The organism is Streptomyces sp. NPDC001728, assembly GCF_040297565.1.
Lineage (GTDB): Bacteria > Actinomycetota > Actinomycetes > Streptomycetales > Streptomycetaceae > Streptomyces.
In genome coordinates this window covers 1-17,148 of sequence record NZ_JBEOZK010000031.1, presented here as the reverse complement: position 1 = coordinate 17,148, position 17,148 = coordinate 1, and the positions used below count along the sequence as shown (strand labels likewise).

The 17,148-nt window shown below is 70.9% G+C and carries 15 protein-coding genes and 1 pseudogene; 9 read left to right on the top strand and 7 right to left on the bottom strand.

Going from position 1 to position 17,148, the window contains the following annotated elements; genetic code table 11:
* Positions 1-8: 8 nt before the first annotated feature.
* The 3 genes from ABT154_RS31790 to ABT154_RS31780 all read left to right on the top strand — a co-directional run bounded on the left by ABT154_RS31790 (position 9) and on the right by ABT154_RS31780 (position 4,772).
* A complete protein-coding gene (locus ABT154_RS31790; RefSeq protein WP_351861618.1) occupies positions 9-545 on the top strand; it encodes an isoprenylcysteine carboxyl methyltransferase family protein in 537 nt (178 codons plus the stop codon).
* A complete protein-coding gene (locus ABT154_RS31785) occupies positions 542-1,573 on the top strand; it encodes an NAD(P)/FAD-dependent oxidoreductase (protein ID WP_351861534.1) in 1,032 nt (343 codons plus the stop codon). Before ABT154_RS31790 ends, ABT154_RS31785 begins: the two co-directional genes overlap by 4 nt.
* A gap of 1,354 nt (positions 1,574-2,927) precedes the next feature.
* Entirely contained in the window at positions 2,928-4,772 is a 1,845-nt protein-coding gene (locus ABT154_RS31780) for an APC family permease (RefSeq protein ID WP_351861532.1), read from the top strand.
* A 102-nt stretch (positions 4,773-4,874) separates the two neighbouring features.
* Here the strand turns inward: ABT154_RS31780 and ABT154_RS31775 are convergent.
* A pseudogene (locus ABT154_RS31775) lies at positions 4,875-6,193 on the bottom strand (hypothetical protein); the annotation flags it as partial.
* A 183-nt stretch (positions 6,194-6,376) separates the two neighbouring features.
* On the opposite strand from ABT154_RS31775, the gene ABT154_RS31770 reads away from it, so the two are divergent.
* Entirely contained in the window at positions 6,377-7,135 is a 759-nt protein-coding gene (locus ABT154_RS31770; RefSeq protein ID WP_351861530.1) for a DUF4118 domain-containing protein, read from the top strand.
* Here the strand turns inward: ABT154_RS31770 and ABT154_RS31765 are convergent.
* The 5 genes from ABT154_RS31765 to kdpB form a co-directional block, all read right to left on the bottom strand.
* The gene (locus tag ABT154_RS31765) at positions 7,121-7,669 is read right to left on the bottom strand and encodes a hypothetical protein (RefSeq protein WP_351861528.1); all 549 of its coding nucleotides are present in this window, start codon (positions 7,667-7,669) and stop codon (positions 7,121-7,123) included. The genes ABT154_RS31770 and ABT154_RS31765 overlap by 15 nt on opposite strands.
* A 54-nt stretch (positions 7,670-7,723) precedes the next feature.
* A complete protein-coding gene (locus tag ABT154_RS31760) occupies positions 7,724-8,509 on the bottom strand; it encodes a GNAT family N-acetyltransferase (RefSeq protein WP_351861526.1) in 786 nt (261 codons plus the stop codon).
* Between the two features lie 61 nt (positions 8,510-8,570).
* On the bottom strand, positions 8,571-8,648 hold the full coding sequence (locus tag ABT154_RS34030) for a 50S ribosomal protein bL37 (RefSeq protein ID WP_502969638.1): 78 nt from the start codon (positions 8,646-8,648) through the stop codon (positions 8,571-8,573).
* A 14-nt stretch (positions 8,649-8,662) separates the two neighbouring features.
* Entirely contained in the window at positions 8,663-9,472 is an 810-nt protein-coding gene (locus tag ABT154_RS31755; protein ID WP_351861525.1) for an SDR family NAD(P)-dependent oxidoreductase, read from the bottom strand.
* A 267-nt stretch (positions 9,473-9,739) separates the two neighbouring features.
* Complete coding sequence (kdpB, locus tag ABT154_RS31750) at positions 9,740-11,881, bottom strand: potassium-transporting ATPase subunit KdpB (protein WP_502969632.1); 2,142 nt, start codon at positions 11,879-11,881, stop codon at positions 9,740-9,742.
* Positions 11,882-12,758: 877 nt separating this feature from the next.
* On the opposite strand from kdpB, the gene kdpF (ABT154_RS31745) reads away from it, so the two are divergent.
* Both kdpF (ABT154_RS31745) and ABT154_RS31740 read left to right on the top strand, forming a co-directional pair.
* The gene (gene kdpF / locus ABT154_RS31745) at positions 12,759-12,848 is read left to right on the top strand and encodes a K(+)-transporting ATPase subunit F (RefSeq protein WP_351861523.1); all 90 of its coding nucleotides are present in this window, start codon (positions 12,759-12,761) and stop codon (positions 12,846-12,848) included.
* Complete coding sequence (locus ABT154_RS31740) at positions 12,845-15,430, top strand: DUF4118 domain-containing protein (RefSeq protein ID WP_351861521.1); 2,586 nt, start codon at positions 12,845-12,847, stop codon at positions 15,428-15,430. The genes kdpF (ABT154_RS31745) and ABT154_RS31740 overlap by 4 nt, the downstream gene beginning before the upstream one ends.
* Here the strand turns inward: ABT154_RS31740 and ABT154_RS31735 are convergent.
* Entirely contained in the window at positions 15,405-16,136 is a 732-nt protein-coding gene (locus ABT154_RS31735) for a MerR family transcriptional regulator (RefSeq protein ID WP_351861519.1), read from the bottom strand. The two genes, ABT154_RS31740 and ABT154_RS31735, sit on opposite strands and share 26 nt — an antisense overlap.
* Before the next feature lie 54 nt (positions 16,137-16,190).
* Here ABT154_RS31735 and ABT154_RS31730 point away from each other — a divergent pair, with 54 nt between their 5' ends.
* The 3 genes from ABT154_RS31730 to ABT154_RS31720 all read left to right on the top strand — a co-directional run.
* Positions 16,191-16,508, top strand: coding sequence for a hypothetical protein (locus ABT154_RS31730; protein ID WP_351861517.1), 318 nt, complete (start codon positions 16,191-16,193; stop codon positions 16,506-16,508).
* A gap of 200 nt (positions 16,509-16,708) precedes the next feature.
* Positions 16,709-16,798 carry a K(+)-transporting ATPase subunit F gene (kdpF, locus tag ABT154_RS31725; RefSeq protein ID WP_267260032.1) on the top strand — a complete coding sequence of 30 codons (90 nt, stop codon included), beginning with the start codon at positions 16,709-16,711 and terminating at the stop codon, positions 16,796-16,798.
* A gap of 8 nt (positions 16,799-16,806) precedes the next feature.
* The coding region (locus ABT154_RS31720; RefSeq protein ID WP_351861515.1) for a potassium-transporting ATPase subunit KdpA at positions 16,807-17,148 on the top strand (342 nt) is incomplete at its 3' end.

Genomic DNA, 17,148 nt, shown 5'->3' with positions numbered 1-17,148 from the left:
TCGTGACAGTGACGCTGTACACCGCGTTGGTCCTGCTGGTCGTCGCCGAACGCTTCGCGGAACTCGCCGTGGCGCGACGCAACGGGAACTGGAGCCGGGCCCGGGGCTCCCGCGAGCACGGCGGCGGACACTACCCGGTCATGGTCGTCCTGCACGCCGCGCTCCTCCTCGGCTGCCTCGTCGAAACCCGGGCGGCCGACCGGCCCTTCCTGCCGGTGCTCGGCTGGGGCGCCCTCGGCCTCACCCTGACCGCCCAGGCCCTGCGGTGGTGGTGCATCGGGACGCTGGGGCCCCGCTGGCACACCCGGGTGCTGATCGTGCCCGGCCTGCCGCTCGTCGCCTCCGGCCCGTACCGCTTCCTTCGGCACCCCAACTACGTCGCGGTCGTCGTCGAGGGCGTGGCCCTGCCGCTGGTGCACACCGCCTGGCTGACGGCCCTGGGCTTCTCACTGCTGAACGCGGCTCTGCTGACCGTCCGCATCCGCTGCGAGAACGACGCGCTGGCGTCTTCACGTGCCCTCGCCCCCGCCGGAGCCGCGTCGTGATCGACCTCCTCGTCGTCGGGGGCGGACCGGCGGGTCTGGCCACCGCGATCCACGGAGCGCGACGAGGCTTCGAGGTCGTGGTCGCCGAGCCTCGGCCCGCGCCCATCGACAAAGCCTGCGGAGAGGGTCTGATGCCCTCGGCGGTGCGCGCCCTGGACGCCCTCGGCGTGCGGGTGCCCGGCGGGCGCCTCCGGGGCATCCGCTACGCGGACGCCGAAGGCGGCCGGCGTGCCGAAGCCCTGTTCCGCGCGGGGCCCGGTCTCGGAGTACGCCGGACCGTGCTGCACGAGGCGCTCGCCGCCCGGGCCCTCGGACTCGGCGTCCGCGTCGTGCCGCACCGCATCCGTCGCGTGTCCCAGTCCGATGCGTACGTGACCGCGGACGGGATCGCCGCCCGCTATCTCGTGGCGGCCGACGGACTGCACTCGCCCACCCGGCGCGCGCTCGGCCTGACCGTACGGCCGGCCGCCGCCCGGCGACGCCCGCCCCGGTACGGGCTGCGGCGCCACTACGCCGTCGAGCCGTGGACCGACCTGGTGGAGGTGCACTGGTCCGCCGACTGCGAGGCGTACGTCACTCCGCTCGGACCACGGCAGGTCGGCGTCGCCATCCTCACCTCGAGCCGACTGCCCTTCGACGAGCAGCTGACCCGCTTCCCCGCGCTGGCCGCCCGTCTGCGCACGGCCGACGGGTCACCGGTCAGGGGCGCCGGGCCGCTGCGTCAGCAGGCCCGCGCCCGTACGGCCGGCCGGGTACTGTTCGTCGGCGACGCCGCCGGCTACGTCGACGCGCTGACCGGCGAGGGCCTGACCCTCGCCCTGACGGCGGCGGACGCCCTCGTGCGATGCCTCCGTGAGGGCCGCCCGCAAGCCTACGAAGGGGCCTGGTGCCGCTTGTCCCGCAGCTACCGCCTCCTGACGAGGTCCCTGCTCTGGATCCGCAACCAGCCGGCCATGGCTCCCTTGATCACGCCGGCCGCCGCCCGGTTTCCCGGCCTGTTCCAGAGCACCGTGAACCTGCTGGCCTGAACGCCCGCGTCCGAAAGCGGGCCTTCGGGCTCGGACAGTCGCCGCCGAAGGGATTCCTGGGCGGCAACGACACCAAGGCCTGGGCACCCGCCGCCTCCGTGTGGGACAAGGTCGCCCCCAACGATCGGGTGTCCCTTCTTGCCGCAGCAAACGGCCGGTGCCCCGAACTCGCCGAGCGAGCCGATGAGGCCACACACACGATCCTCAACGAAGCCCTCGACCTCGCCGACACCGAACAGCCGCCAGCGCTCCTTGAACACATCGCAGGCAGCGGTCAGTTCACCGAAGCGGTCTGTGCGCTCACATGCAGCAGCACCTAGCAGACCGGGATCGGGACTCGGCACGTATGGCCGAGATTGTCACCGCCGTTGCCGACTCCCCATCCGTTCGGGACGTGCTGTTCGAGGAAGCGGGCAGCGACCAGACGACACTCAGCCATGCTGCCAGCCTCATCAGGGCACCGATCTCAGCAAACCCGGACTGCGTCCCTGCCGATTTCATCAGGTCAGCCCGTTACTCGTGCACATGTTGTTCTCCTGCGAGCCCTTACGGCGTTGCACCGGAACGGGATGTCGCCCGCGCGACGATCCCGGTCGGTGCGGGCGGCGAGTTGATCCAGGGGAAGAACGCGCGGTGCCCGTCCCGGTCGGGTACGGCGCGATCTCGTTGCGCACGAAGTCCAGCACCTCGCCGAGTTCTCCGCCCTGTCGCCGGAGCCTCCCCTCACTCAGCAGGGACCGCACCTGCGCAGGCGGCGGACGGCCCACCGGGCCCTGCGGCAGATCGCTCAGGTACTGGGCGACCCACTCGGCCGCCGATACGAGTTCGTCCCGCAGCACCTTCGCGTGGATCGCGGGCGGATCCGGGGAGTGGCCTCCTGCAGACGTCCGCAGCCCTCGCGACACTCGAAGGGGGTGTGGGCTCCGGTGTGGGCTCCTCCAAGGTGAGGTCTTCGGCCTCTCGCCGCGCGACGTCAACTTCGAGCTTGGAGAAGGACCGGCGGTCGGTCAGATCGAGGTGCGACATCCGTTCCAGCCATCCGACCTCGTCAGCGGCGTGGGCTCTGTACGCGGCGGTGATGAGGGCTTGCTCCTGGTCGAGACGCACGGCTGCCGTGGTCGGAGGGCAGGCGTCCGCTGGGTCGGCTCATGGGGCGGACTGTGGGGCGCGGTCCGGCGGATCAGCCGCTGCCCGTGAAGTCTTCACGCGATCCTGATGCCCTGCGCCGTCGGGGGCGGCGTCAAGGAGCTGTCAGGGGAGGGGCGGGTGGCGCCAAGAACGCACCAGGAAGGGCAGACATGGCCAGGGCGGGGGCGGACGCTGAGCGGAGCCCGATCCGAAGGAGCCCGTCCGCATGACCACCTTGACCGCCGAGAAGGACGCCGTACCCGGTGCCGAGGAACCGCCTGATACCGGGGCGCGGCACAAGCTGACCGCCGTCACCGGGCTGGCGGCGCTGTCGCTGGACGCGATGGCGTCGGTGGCGTACGGGCCCGAGGCCGTCGTGCTGGTGCTGGCCGCCGCCGGCGGGTACGGGCTCGGGTTCACGCTGCCGGTGACGCTGGCGATCGCGGGCCTGCTGGCCGTGCTGGTCGCCTCGTACCGACAGGTGATCGCCGCATTCCCGGACGGCGGCGGTTCGTACGCGGTGGCCAAGGCGCATCTGGGCCGGCGGACCAGCCTGGTCGCGGCGGGCTCGCTCGTCCTGGACTACGTACTGAACGTGGCCGTGGCTGTCACCGCCGGTGTGGCCGCGCTGACGTCCGCCTTCCCAGGCCTCTACGGCGACCGGCTGGTCATCTGCCTGGGCGTGCTCGTGCTGATCACGGTCGTGAACCTGCGGGGGATCGTCGACTCGGCCCGGGCCTTCATCGTGCCGACCACCGTCTTCGTCGGCGCGATCCTCGTCGTGATCGCCATCGGTCTCTTCCGCGACGCGCCGGTCTCCACCGAGGCATCCGCAGGGCACGCGTCCGTCCTGGCGGACAACGTCACCACCGTCGGCGCACTCCTGCTCCTGAAGGCGTTCGCCTCCGGCTGCTCGGCGCTGACCGGGGTGGAGGCCATAGCCAACGCCGTGCCGTCCTTCCGTGCCCCGGCCGTTCGCCGAGCCATGCGTGCGGAGGTAGCCCTCGGCGCCCTGCTCGGTGTGATGCTGATCGGTCTCTCGGTTCTGATCTCCCGTTTCGGGCTTCAGCCGGTGGAAGGCGTCACCGTGCTCGCTCAGCTCGCCGACGCCTCCCTCGGCCACAACTGGGCTTTCTACGTGGTCCAGTTCGCCACCATGGTGCTGCTCGCGCTGTCCGCGAACACCTCGTTCGGCGGTCTGCCTGTCCTGCTGAAGCTGCTGGCCCGCGACAACTACGTACCGCATGTCTTCGGTCTCAAGGCCGACCGCCAGGTGCACCGGCACGGTGTGGTCTGGCTGGCGGTCGTGTCGGCCGCGCTCCTTGTCTTCTCCGGCGGTGACACCAACACCCTCGTGCCACTCTTCGCGATCGGCGTCTTCGTCGGCTTCACGATCGCCCAGACCGGCATGGTGCTGCACTGGCGCCGGGAGCACGGCGCCCGATGGGCCGGGAAAGCCGCGCTCAACGGCCTCGGCGCCGTCTTGACCGGTGTGTCCGCGGTCGTCGTCACCGCCGCGAAGTTCCACGACGGCGCCTGGCTGATCGTGATCGTCCTGCCGCTGCTCGTCGTCCTCTTCGAGGCCGTCCACCGCGCCTACGGCAGGATCGGCGAGCGCCTGGGCGTCGGCCGTGTTCCCGAGCCTCCGCACCGTGAGCAGTCGTTGGTGCTGGTGCCGGTCTCATCGCTGACCCGGCTCACCAGCGAGGCCCTCACCGCAGCCGTCTCGCTCGGTGCCGAGGTCCGCGCGGTCACCGTCTGCCACCCCGATCCGGAGGACCGCGCGGCGACCGAGGCCCTGGAGCGGGACTGGGCGCTGTGGAACCCCGGAGTCGATCTCGTACGGCTGCCCTCCGAGCGCCGTTCCCTTGGACGCCCGATCACGGCGTACATACGGGAGCTCGCCGCCGCCCGCCCCGACACCCGGGTCACCGTGCTCATCCCGGAGGCGGAACCGGAGCGGCTGTGGCAGCGGCTCCTGCAGAACCAGCGGGGCGCGGTCGTCGCCCACGTGGTCCGCAGGGACACCGACGCGGCGATCTGCCGGCTCCGGTTCCGTCTCGCGAAGTGACCGACGTCAGCCGACGTGGACGCGGGGGCGGAGCTCCCGGTCGGACTCGGCCTCGCGCAGGATCTCGCGGGTTACGGGGGCGATCTCGCCCTGGCCGAAGGGGAAGAAGCGGAGGAAGTCGGCGGAGATATGCGGGCGGGTTCCGGTGAGGTCGCGGGCTGGAGGAGGAGCGCCGCGAGGGCGTTGGGGACCGAGGAGTTCTCCACCGTCAGGACGCGGAAGCGGTCGTGGAGGACATCGCCGCGGACGGTGAGTCCGGACTCGAACTCGGAGGGTTCGGTGATCGTGACCTCGACGAAGACGAAGTCGTCGGTGCCGGGGATGTCGTTGTCGGCACGGATCTGGTCCTTCTTCGCGCGGTACTCGTCGGCGTCGCGGTTGCCGGGTTCGTTGGCGATGAAGCGGGGGGTGCGGCGGGAGACGTCCTGGATGCACCGCTTGGCCATGTCGTCGAGCTCGATGTGGGTGACGCGCGGTTCGAAGGCGCGGCCGAGGCGGGAGAGGAGCGAGATGAGGATGATGCCGGCGATGAAGCAGGCACCGATCTTCACGCCGTCGGGACGTTCGACGATGTTGACGACGGTGGCGTCCAGGGCACCCTTTACGTGCGGCATGACGGCGACGCCGGTCTCGAAGCCGGACAGGCCGAGGACGAGCTTGGGGAAGACGAGCAGGGCGACGCCGATCATGGGGAAGACGAGCAGGGCGACGCCGATCATGGCGAAGACGTTGCCGTGTTCGGTGGTCAGTGCGGTCGTCCAGTCGGTGACGACGTGGCCCTCGGTGAGGACGTGCCACAGGCCGTTGACCACGACGACGACGTTGAGGGCGAGGTAGACGCCGACGAGGGCGACGGCGACGCCGATGGCCTCCAGGAAGCCCTTGAGGAACACCGCGCCGAACAGCGCGACGAGGATCATGGTGATCAGCACCTGCTTGTCGTGCAGTGCCGATTCCAGGTGTGGTTTCTTCACCAGGTGGGTGGAGGCGTCCGCGGCCGACAGGGTGATCGTGATCAGGAAGTCGGTCGCCGCGAAACCCGGCAGGGTCAGGACGAAGAGCTTGCCCTTCCAGAACGACAGCAGCCGCGCCAGCATCGCGATCGAGCCCTCGCCGTGCGGGCTCTCCTCCGCCACCCGCCGGTACACAGGCAGGGCGCCGGCCAGCGTCACGACGACGAGGACAATCGTGGCGACGGGGGACAGCAGACCGGCCGCCAGGGCCGCGATGCCCGGCTGGAGCCGAGGGTCGAGAAGTAGTCGACACGGGTCAGGCACATCACGCGCCACCCGGGCTGCCCCTGGTGCCCGGCGTCCGCGGCGGGCTCCTTGGGGCGGGAGGTTGCCCTTGCCCATGTCGGACAGCCCCTCCCGCATCCACGCTCGCAATCGGGCGGTACGAGCGTCGTTCGTGGTGGCCATCGGTTGTCCCGGGTGTTCAAGGGCGATCGTTTCTTGTCATCACGCTGGCGGCCGGGCCAGCCTGAGCAGGGCACCTGTCACAGACCCCGGGTCGCGCGTCAGGAAAGCGTCAAGATGGCCCGGTCGGGCGTCACATCCCTCACAGCAGGGGCAACCTTGAGCCGTATACGGAGGAGGCCGTGAATGCGGACGTCACTCCGGGACGCGGCCGCGATGACGGCCGCGGTCCTCGCACCGTTCCTGACGGGGCTGGCGCTGTTGCCGCTGCGGACGAGCCTCTCGCACACGAATCTGGCGTTGCTCCTCGTCGTCGTGGTCGTGGCCGTGTCGGCCCTCGGCAATCGGTTCGCCGGGGCGCTGGCAGCTTTGACCGCGGTCGCCTGGTTCGACTTCTTCCATACCGAGCCGTACCAGAGCTTCCACATCCAGGACCGCGCTGATGTCGAGACGGCGGTTCTGCTGCTGCTCGTCGGCCTGGCCGTGTCCCAGCTCTCTGCCCGCGCCCGCGTGCTGCGGAGGGCCGCGGTCTCGGATGCCCAGCATCTGGAGCGGCTGCATGCCGTGTCGAGACTGGTCCGGTCGGGCGACTGCTCGGCCGACGAGCTCGTCGAGCGGATCCGGGAGGACCTCATCGAGGTCCTCGACCTGCGCAGCTGCCGCTTCGTGCGTGGTTCGGCGCCCGTCGACGGTCCGTTGCCCAGGCTGGAACCCGACGGCTCGTTGCGTGTCGAAGGCTGGATCTGGGACCTGGACCGACAGGGCTGGCCGGACGGGGAGACCGGGTTGCTGGCTGTCGCCCACGGGAGCGGCCAAGGGGTCTTCGTGATGACCCCTTGGCCAGGCGTCGCACCGGCGTCGCCGGAGGCCCGGCTGGTCGCCGTCGACCTGGCGGGGCTGGCCGCGCTCGCGCTCAGCGGCCAGAAGGATCTAGCCCAGCTCTGAGACCTTGAGAACCGACCGTGCCGTCTCGTGGTCGAGGCAGAGGGAGAGCCGGGCCAGGTCGCTGGTGGCGGGGCTCAGCGTGCCGCGCTGCAAGGAGGCGCGGGCGCCGGCCTCCAGCCGGAGCCAGAGCGCCGGATTGGCAGTGAGAACGCGCAGGTCGACTTCGGCTCGACCGCCTTCCGTATCCCTGAGGATCACACGACGCGAGGTCCCTGTGGCCGGCCAGGCGATCGCCGTGAGCCGGTCGATGCGGACCGTCCGCGTCACCCACGGGCCCTGGACGATCAGCACGTCCGGTGCGGCGCTGACCCGCGAGGGCAGCAGGACCACCAGCAAGAGCGACGCGAGAGCGGTGAATCCCGCCGCGCGGAGCAGCGTCAGGCCGTGGGTGCCGGCATCGACGGTCAGCAACGCCGCCAGCAGGAGCACCGCGCATCCGACGGCGGCGCGAGCCTCTCCCGGCCATCTCGCGTCGGACAGGGCGTCGCCGGGGACGTCGGTTACACGACTGGCGATGCGACGGAGCGGCTTCATGGCGCTCACGCTAGGGCCGTGGCCCGGCCCTACCACCGGGCTCGTACGCCGTGTTTACGCCGCTGCCCGCAGAATTGACGGGTTGCTGACGGCCACGGGCCCGGTCGTGTGATGGACGTACTCGCGGACGAGACGGAAGCCGGCCGTCCAGGCCAGAAGGCGGCTGGCGCGGTTGTCGTGGGAGCAGCTCCAGGTGGCGGTTCTGCCCCGGGCGGTGATGTCGTCGGTCAGTCCCTGGACGCAGGCGAGGGCGAGGTGCTGTCGTCGCTCGGAGGGGTCGGTGGCGCAGGCGACGTCCTCGTACCGGCTGCCGGTGAAGCGCGTGCAGGCCAGCGCAAGGACACGGCCCTTGCGGAAGGCGGCCCAGCCGTGCCCGGAGGCGGCGAGGCCCGAGGGCCCGCCCCAGGTGGCGTGGATCCAGTTCATTGCGGGGTCCATCGCGGCGAGCGTCGGGCCGTCCTCGGAGACGAGTCGCCGTACCGTCACCGCGCGCGGAACGCGCGGCGGAGTCCCGGCCGCCTGGTGCAGGTAGAGCATGCGGTCCCAGGGGTGCAGGCGGTCGAACGCGGCGCCGAGGACCGGCAGGAAGCGCTCGGAAGCCTCGACACGGCGACCGGTCAGCGGGGCGAGGTCGGCCGGGACGAGGGCCGTGGGGTCGCCGGCCAGGAGGGCGTGGTCGCCGCAGGTGACGGCTATGACGCGGGGGTGTGCCGCGCGGTCGGTCCACCAGGTGCCGTGGCCGGTCGTGAGGACGTGCTCGGCGAGGGCGGCGGTGCCCGGTCCGCCGACGGGGAACACGCGGGCGCAGGCCGGTGGCTGCTGGGCGGGGTGAGGGATCACGGGAGAACCTCCGGTACGGACACGGGGCGGCCCGCCAGGGGACGGGCCGCCCCGGTCGGGTTCAGCGGGCGGCGGCCTTGCGGCCGTGGTTCGCGTTCTTCTTGCGGCGGGCCTTCTTCTTGCGGGCGCGCTGAGACAGGGCGGGGCGCTCCTTCAGGCCGTGTGGCCGATGAGGACGTCGGCGAGCTTGGTGAGGCGCTTGACCGTGCGCTCCTCAGTGGCGGCGGGCGCCGGGGCGACGCGGTGTTCGCGGTCGTAGTAGGCGCCGTTGACGATCTCGACGGCCGGGTCGCAGAGCCGTACGACATGGGCGGCGCCCTCCGCCGGCGACACGCCCTCGTGGGCGTAGAGGGGGAGGAGGCTGGTGGTGCAGATGCCGGGGTGGACGGAGACGGCGGTGACGCGCGGGTCGGCGGCGAAGACCGTCAGGGCCAACTGCGACTGGGCGTAGGCGGCCAGCCGGGAGTAGCGGCGGGCGCGGTTGGGGTCGGCCCACTGGATGGAGCCGGTGCGGTGCAGGGAGGAGGAGACGTTGACGACGCGGCCGCCCGGCGCGGAGGTGAGGGCCGGCTCCAGGAGGTGGGTGAGGAGGTAGTGGGCGAGGAAGTTGACCTGGAAGGCGATCTCGTTGCCGTCGACGGTGACGGTGTGCCGCTCGGGCGCCGCCATGCCCGCGTTGTTGACCAGGACGTCCAGGTGCGGGTGCTCGGCGAGGACCCGGGCGGCAAGCTGCTCGACCTCCTCCAGACGGGAGAAGTCGGCGCCGAAGGCGCACAGCTGCCCGGCGGAGACGTCGGAGAGCGTGACGAGCCGGTCGACCGCGGCATGAGCCTCCTCGGTGGTCCGGCCGTGGAGGAGCACGGTGGCGCCGCGCTCGGCCAGCTGCCGCGCGGTCTGGTGGCCGATGCCGGAGGTGGCTCCGGTGACGAGCACGGTGCGTCCGGACAGGGAGGAAGAAGACATGGTTCGTCCAGGGATAGTCGATGAGGTACGAGAAGAGGGGGCGCCGTGGGCGGTTACGACGGTCACGGCGCCCTGTATGACGTGCCGTGGGCGGGCGTCAGCGCAGGGCGGACGTGCCCGGCCGGCAGCGGGGCGCGCGACTCGGCGACGCCTGATGAGGCGGCCGGTCGAGCAGGAGCCACGCGCTGTTCACGCTTCTCATCCAATCCCGGGCCGCATCCCCGGGCAAGGACAAAGGCCTTTCTCTGACGCCGCCCTGACGGGGATTCACCCGAGTCCCGGAACCATCGACACGAGCAGGTCGATCGCCTTGATGCCGAGGAACGGCAGGACCAGGCCGCCGAGCCCGTACAGCAGCAGATTGCGGCGCAGCAGGTCGTGCGCGGACGCCGGTGTGTAGCGGACGCCGCGCAGCGCGAGCGGGATGAGCGCCACGATGATCAGGGCGTTGAAGATGATGGCGGAGGTGATCGCCGAGGTGGGGCTGTGCAGGCCCATGACGTTCAGTGCTCCGAGGCCCGGATAGGCGCCGGCGAACATGGCCGGGATGATCGCGAAGTACTTCGCCACGTCGTTCGTGATCGAGAAGGTCGTCAATGCGCCCCGGGTGATGAGGAGTTGTTTGCCGATCCGGACGATCTCGATGAGTTTGGTCGGGTTGGAGTCGAGGTCGACCATGTTGCCGGCCTCCTTCGCGGCCGACGTGCCGGTGTTCATGGCCACGCCGACGTCCGCCTGGGCGAGCGCCGGAGCGTCGTTCGTACCGTCTCCCGTCATCGCGACCAGCTTGCCGCCCTCCTGCTCCTTCTTGATGAGTGCGAGCTTGTCCTCCGGGGTGGCTTCGGCGAGGTAGTCGTCGACGCCGGCCTCGTGGGCGATGGCGCGCGCGGTGAGCGGGTTGTCGCCGGTGATCATGACGGTACGGATGCCCATGCGGCGCAGCTCGGCGAACCGTTCCTTGATGCCGTCCTTGACGACGTCCTTGAGGTGGACGATGCCGAGGACGCGGGGGCCGTCCCAGTCGTTGACGGCGACCAGGAGCGGAGTGCCGCCGGCTGCCGAGATCTGGTCGCTCCACGCGCCCGCCTCGCCGGGCACCGTCCCGCCGTACATCTCGACCCAGGCGATGACCTGCGCCGTCGCCCCCTTGCGGATGTGGCAGACGGCGCCGTTGTCCCAGCGCAGGTCGATGCCGCTCATCCGGGTCTGCGCGCTGAACTCCACGAACCGGGCGTTCGCGAGCTCGCCGTCGGCCGGGGCCCGCAGCCCGTACCTCTCCTTGGCCAGGACCACCACGGTGCGGCCTTCGGGTGTCTCGTCGGCGAGCGAGGACAGTTGCGCGGCGTTCGCGAGCATGGCCTCCTCGACGCCCGGCAGCGGGACGAAGTCCGCGGCCTCCCGGTTGCCCAGGGTGATCGTCCCCGTCTTGTCGAGGAGGAGCGTGTTGATGTCGCCGGCGGCCTCGACCGCCCGTCCCGACATGGCGAGGACGTTGCGTTGGACGAGCCGGTCCATGCCGGCGATGCCGATCGCCGAGAGCAGCGCGCCGATCGTCGTCGGGATGAGCGTCACGAGCAGGGCGACGAGGACGGTGGTGGAGGGGGCGGCGCCCGCGTACGTGGCCATGGGCTGGATCGCGACGACGACCAGGACGAAGACGACGGTGAGCGCGGCGAGCAGGATGTTCAGTGCGATCTCGTTCGGCGTCTTCTGCCGCGAGGCACCCTCGACCAGGGCGATCATCCGGTCCATGAAGGAGTGGCCGGGACGCGAGGTCACCCGTACGACGATCCGGTCCGACAGCACCGTCGTACCGCCCGTCACTCCCGTCCGGTCGCCGCCGGACTCGCGGATGACCGGGGCCGATTCACCGGTGACGGCGGACTCGTCGACCGCCGCGACCCCGTCGACCACGTCGCCGTCGGCCGGGATCAGCTCGCCCGCCTCGACGAGCACGAAGTCGAACATCTTCAGGTCCGTGGCGGCCACGGCCTCCGTCTCCGCCCGGTCGAGATCCGTCCCGTACCGCCAGTGTCGGAGCCGCAGGGCCACCGTGTCCGTACGGGCCTTCCGCAGTGACTCGGCCTGCGCCCGGCCTCGTCCTTCGGCGACCGCCTCGGCCAGGTTGGCGAAGACGACCGTCAGCCACAGCCAGATGCTGATCACCCAGGTGAACACGGACGGGTTGACGACCGCGGACAGAGTGGTGAGGACCGATCCGACCCCGACGACGAACAGCACCGGGTTACGGACCAGGTGCCGGGGGTGAAGCTTCCGGAGGGCGTCGGGGAACGAGCGGAGCATCTGGGCGGGGTCGAGCAGCCCGCCCTCCACGCTGCGTCTGCCTCGTGGTGGATGCGTGGTGGGCGGGAGGGAAGGCGCCTGCTGGACTGGAGCGGCGGGATTCATGGGGTCAGGACCTTCATGAAGGAGCCGCCGCCCGGGACGGCGGGCGACGGCTGGACCGGCAGGACGCACCGGGAGTCCCGGGTGCGCCGGACAGAGGAACGGGAGCGAGGCGCCCTGCCGATCCCGAGGATGGACGGTGATCGGCAGGGCGCCGTCCCGGCTCGGCGCATGGCGATGGGAGGCATGGCACCGAGCGGCCTTCACCGAGGAGGGTCGAGCCACTGACGTCCTCGGCGGTGAGCGGCGGTTGCTGAATGTAGTCGCCGACTTCGGTCGTGCGGCCGGACGTTGACGTCCTTCTGACGGTCTGGGGCGTGGCTCTGACGGTTTCCTTGCACCCCGCCGCGCCGTCTGTCAGGACGGTGTCAGGACTCGCGTGCGGGGCGTCAGGGTCGCGTCAACCGCGATCGTTTTCAGTTCTCGCCCGGTCAAGACTGATCGGCACGGGGGGACGGACGACCGTCGGCTCGGCGGGCGCGTGACCATCGGCGCCGGTACACGGCACTGTCAGGGGGCGGGGGCCCCGACAGAAGCCCAACGCCGTGCGACGGCCGTCCGGCCAGGGGCCCCGCCCGTCTCGTGACCCTGAGGGGGGTCGCGAGTCGGGCCGGCCGCGGGCCGGGGTGTCCCAGGAGTTCTGACACGCACTCCTGGAACGGCACCCCGGCCCGTTCTCGGTTTCTGTGCCTCGCCGTGGGAATCGCGGATGACGGCCGTACGGATCGTGTCAAGAGCCTGTCAGCATCACGGCCCTGGGCGCCAGAGAGCCGTCAAGGTGGCTGCGCAGGACATGACGAGGGGCGTCTTCTTCGGGAGTGCGTGCGACACGCGCCTAATTCCGAGGAAATGCCGCGCAGTCGAAGGGGCAGTCTGGAACATGAGTGTCGAGAACATCGTCGGTCTGATCGTCGCGGTCGCCCTGGTCGGTTACCTGGTGGCCGCTTTCATCAAGCCCGAGAAGTTTTGAACGCCCGGAACCCCGCCGACGCGGCCCGTGGTCGCCGCGGCCGGCTCAAGGTCTACCTCGGCGCCGCCCGAGGCGCCGGGAAGACCTGCCGAATGCTCGACGAGGGCCGCCGCAGGGTGGCCAGGGGTACCGACGTGGTCGCCGGGCTCGTGGAGTGCCACGGACGGCCGTACACCGAGACCCTGCTCGAAGGGCTCGAACGCATCGCGCCACGAGGCCGGGAGCTCGACCTGGACGCGGTGCTGCGCCGCCGTCCGGAGGTCGTCCTCGTCGACGACCTCGCCCACGCCAACGCCCCTGGCTGCCGCAACGAGCGGCGCTGGCAGGACGTGGCCGAACTCCTCGCCGCCGGAATCGACGTCGTCACCACACTGAACGTCCAACACCTGGAATCGCTCAGCGACGTCGTCGAGCGGATCACGGAACTGCCCGGCGGGGAGACCGTCCCCGACACGGTCGTACGAGGCGCCGACCAGATCGAGCTCGTCGACCTGGCGCCCGAGGCGCTGCGCCGCCGGATGGCCCACGGCGACATACTCCCGCCCGGTGAGGTCGACGCCGCCCTCGCCCGCTACTACCGCATCGGCAACCTCACCGCTCTGCGCGAGCTCGCCCTGCTGTGGCTGGCCGACCGCGTGGACGACGCCTTGCGCGCCTACCGGTCGGAACACCGGATCGGCGGAGTCTGGGAGACCCGCGAGCGGGTCGTCGTGGCGCTCACCGGCGGGCCCGAAGGGGAGACCCTGATCCGCAGAGCCGCTCGCATCTCCGCCCGCGTCGCTCACGGCGAACTCCTCGCCGTGTACGTGGCGCGCAGCGATGTCCTGACCGCAGGCTCCTCGCCCGCCGCTCTCGGCCGGCAGCGCCGGCTCGTCGAGGACCTGGGGGGCAGCTACCACACGGTCGTCGGCGAGGACGTGCCCACGGCCCTGATCGACTTCGCCCGTGCGGAGAACGCCACCCAGCTCGTCGTCGGCACCAGCCGCCGCGGGCGGCTGGAACGCTTTCTCACCGGACGGGGCACCGGCGAGACGACCGTGGCCCTCTCCGGCGACATCGACGTCCACATGGTCACCCACGAGCGCGCGGGACGGGGTCGCCCGCTGCCCTCCCGGCGCCGCACCCTGCCGACCTCACGGCTCGTCGCCGGACCCGTCGCCGGACTGGTCCTCCCCGTGCTGCTGACCGCGTTGCTCGACCGAGCGCGCGGCTCGCTCAACCTCACCAGCGAGGCACTGCTCTTCCTCCTCACCGTGGTGGGCGTCGCGTGCATCGGCGGTGTCGCCTCCGCGCTCGTCGCCGCGCTCACCGCCTCCCTGCTGCTCAACTACTGGTTCATACCGCCCGTCGGGCAGTTCAGTTTCCAGGACCCCGACAACGTCCTCGCCCTCCTCGTCTTCGCTGTCGTCGCGGGTGTCGTCGCCGCAGCCGTCGACCGGTCCCTACGGCTCTCCCGCAGGGCCGCCCGTGCCACCGCCGAGGCCGAGACCCTGTCCTCGCTCGCGGGCTCCGTCGTCCGTGGCGAGGAGGCCGTCTCCGCCCTGCTCAGCCGGGCCAAGGAGGCCTTCGGCATGGCATCGGCCGAGCTCATGGACTCGGCCGAACTCGCCGCCGCCCGGCGGGCGGGACCTCACGATGCCCAGGACATCACCGGGGTGGCCGTCGACGACGACCTGCACCTCGTCCTGCGCGGCCGGCTTCTGTCCTCCTCCGACCGCCGCGTCCTCGCCGCCTTCGCCGCCCACGTCTCCGCCGCCGCCGAGCGCGACCGGCTCGCCGAGGCCGCCGCCGAGGTGGAACCCGTACGCGCCGCCGACCGCATGCGCACCGCGCTCCTCGCCGCCGTCAGCCACGACCTGCGTACCCCGCTCGCCAGCGGCTGGGCCGCCGTCGCCTCGCTGCGCAGCCCCGACGTCGACTTCACCGAGGAGGAACGGCGGGAGCTCCTCGACACCGCCGACACCTCCATGGCCCGGCTCGGCCGGCTCATCGACAACCTCCTCGACATGAGCCGCCTCCAGGCGGGGGCCCTCTCCCTGTCCCTACGACCCACCGCGATGGAGGAGATCGTCCCCTCGGCTCTTGACACCGTGCCGCCCGGCACCCGGCCGCCCGCAGTCGGCAGCCTGGAGGACACCCCAGCGGTGCTCGCCGACCCGCCCCTCCTGGAACGGGTGGTCGCCAACCTGGTCGCCAACGCCACCCGCTTCGCCCCGCCCGAGCACCCGGTCCTGATCACCTCCAGCACGCTGGCCGGCCGCGTGGAACTCAGGATCGTCGACCGCGGCCCCGGCCTGCCCGCACACGCTCAGGAGAGGGCCTTCCAGCCCCTCCAGCGCCTTGGCGACACCGACAACGCCACAGGAATCGGCCTCGGTCTCGCACTCTCCCGGGGGCTCACCGAGGCCATGGGGGGCACGCTCACCCCGGAGGACACCCCGGGCGGCGGCCTGACCATGGTCCTCAGCCTGCCCTGCGCACCGCTGGAGAGGAGCGGCACCGACGGAGCCACGCAGGCGATGAGTGAGCCGAACCCGGTGTTTCCTTTAGGCCGAGTCATACCTTCAGACGGGTGCGGATGAGAGTGTCGAGGCGCCGCCACGCCGGGGACTCGGCGTTGACCGTGCCCTGGACGAGGGCGGGGATCTCGGAGGCCGTGTCCAGTTCGGGCAGTCCGTCGGGCCCGTAGCGTGCTCGGGTCGCCTCGACGATCCGGCGGGCGAGGTCGTCGAGGCGGGGGTCGTCGGCATCGAGGCCGTGCGCGTGGTCGTAGTCGAGGAAGAGTTGCCGCCGCGCGGGGTCGGCCAGGATCTCGTCCTGGTCCCCGAAGAGTGTCATCGCCTCGTCCGGGTGGGTGGCGAACACGAGGATCCACAGGTCGCGTTGCAGGTCCACCCATCGGGAGGTGAATCCCCAGCCGGGCAGCCGCTGCAGAAAGGCGGTGACCTCGGTGGGCAGGGGTGACAGTTCCCCGGCGGCGAGCCGGCGCAGGCGCCCCTGTGTCGCCCGCAGGTCGCGAATGCGGCCGGTGAGCTCGTCGTCGATCTCGCGCAGCGCCTGCTGGAAGTCCTCATGGGCCGCCGCTCTGAGGTCCCGGATACGGGCGAGGGGGACCCCGGCTTCCGCGAGTGCGCGGATCTTGATCAGTTCGATGGCGTCAGCAGCCCCGTACCTTCGGTAACCAGATGCGTCGCGGTTGGGCTCGGGGAGCAGTCCCTTGTCGTGGTAGACGCGAATCGTCTTCGTCGACACTCCGACGTACCTGGCCAGCTGCCCGATGGTGATCACCCGGCCATCGTCCCATTTGACCTTTCCCCAGGGGCAGGGTCGCACCCTGGCGTCATGACGAACAAGAACACCGATCGGGAGACCCTGCGAGCGCTGGCAGACGACGGCAACGAGACCGCTCTGGACCGGCTGGCCGACCTCGCCGACGCTGTCGGCGACCTGGAGGAACTGAGCGAGCTGCTGGACGAGGGATCCATGCGCGCCGGGCTCCTGCTCACACGACGTGCCGTCGCGGCCGGCGACCTGCGCACGTTGCAGCGGATCTCGGACGCCGGATACGACGACGCCGGCAACGAGCTGGACCGACTGCTGAAGGCCCCGGTCGGCGAGGAAACGGACTGTTACGGACGGCGGCGCGTACGGGATGTGTAAAGACGGCCGCAGTACACGTTAGGGGGACGTCAACGGCGACGGTGTCGTGGCTGAAATGCGATTTCCTCTCACAGGTCCGACGGACCGCTCATCTCATCCACTCACATCCGGGAGCTCACGATGGCCGACCTGGCCTTCGTCGTCACCACGATCGCGATCTTCGCGCTGGTGGCTTTCGTCGCCAAGGCGGTGGCGAAGCTGTGACTGTCGAGAACATCATCGGTCTGGTTGTCGCCGCCGGCCTGCTGGCCTATCTCGTCCTCGCCCTCGTCAAGCCGGAGAGGTTCTGAGTACGGATATGAGTCCCGTCCTTGCTGGAGTCCTCCAGCTCCTCGCCCTGGTCGTCGCACTCGGTCTCTCCTACCGGCCGCTCGGTGACTACATGGCCAAGGTGTACTCCTCGGAGAAGCACTACAAGCCCGAGAAGTGGATCTACAAGGCCATCGGCGCCAATCCGAACGTGGAGATGCGCTGGCCCGCCTACCTGCGCGGTGTCCTCGCCTTCTCCGCGGTGAGTGTGCTCTTCCTCTACCTGCTCCAGCGCGTCCAGGGCGCGCTGCCGGGCTCGCTCGGCTTCGTGTCGATCGATCCGGACCAGGCGTTCAACACGGCCGCCTCGTTCGTGGCGAACACCAACTGG

Coding starts and splice junctions, on each gene's coding strand:
- ABT154_RS31780 (WP_351861532.1), top strand. CDS start 2,928: ATGACCACCTTGACCGCCGAGAAGGACGCCGTACCCGGTGCCGAGGAA.
- ABT154_RS31755 (WP_351861525.1), bottom strand. CDS start 9,472: ATGTCTTCTTCCTCCCTGTCCGGACGCACCGTGCTCGTCACCGGAGCC.
- ABT154_RS31730 (WP_351861517.1), top strand. CDS start 16,191: ATGACGAACAAGAACACCGATCGGGAGACCCTGCGAGCGCTGGCAGAC.
- kdpB (WP_502969632.1), bottom strand. CDS start 11,881: ATGAATCCCGCCGCTCCAGTCCAGCAGGCGCCTTCCCTCCCGCCCACC.
- ABT154_RS31770 (WP_351861530.1), top strand. CDS start 6,377: ATGCGGACGTCACTCCGGGACGCGGCCGCGATGACGGCCGCGGTCCTC.
- kdpF (WP_351861523.1), top strand. CDS start 12,759: ATGAGTGTCGAGAACATCGTCGGTCTGATCGTCGCGGTCGCCCTGGTC.
- ABT154_RS31765 (WP_351861528.1), bottom strand. CDS start 7,669: ATGAAGCCGCTCCGTCGCATCGCCAGTCGTGTAACCGACGTCCCCGGC.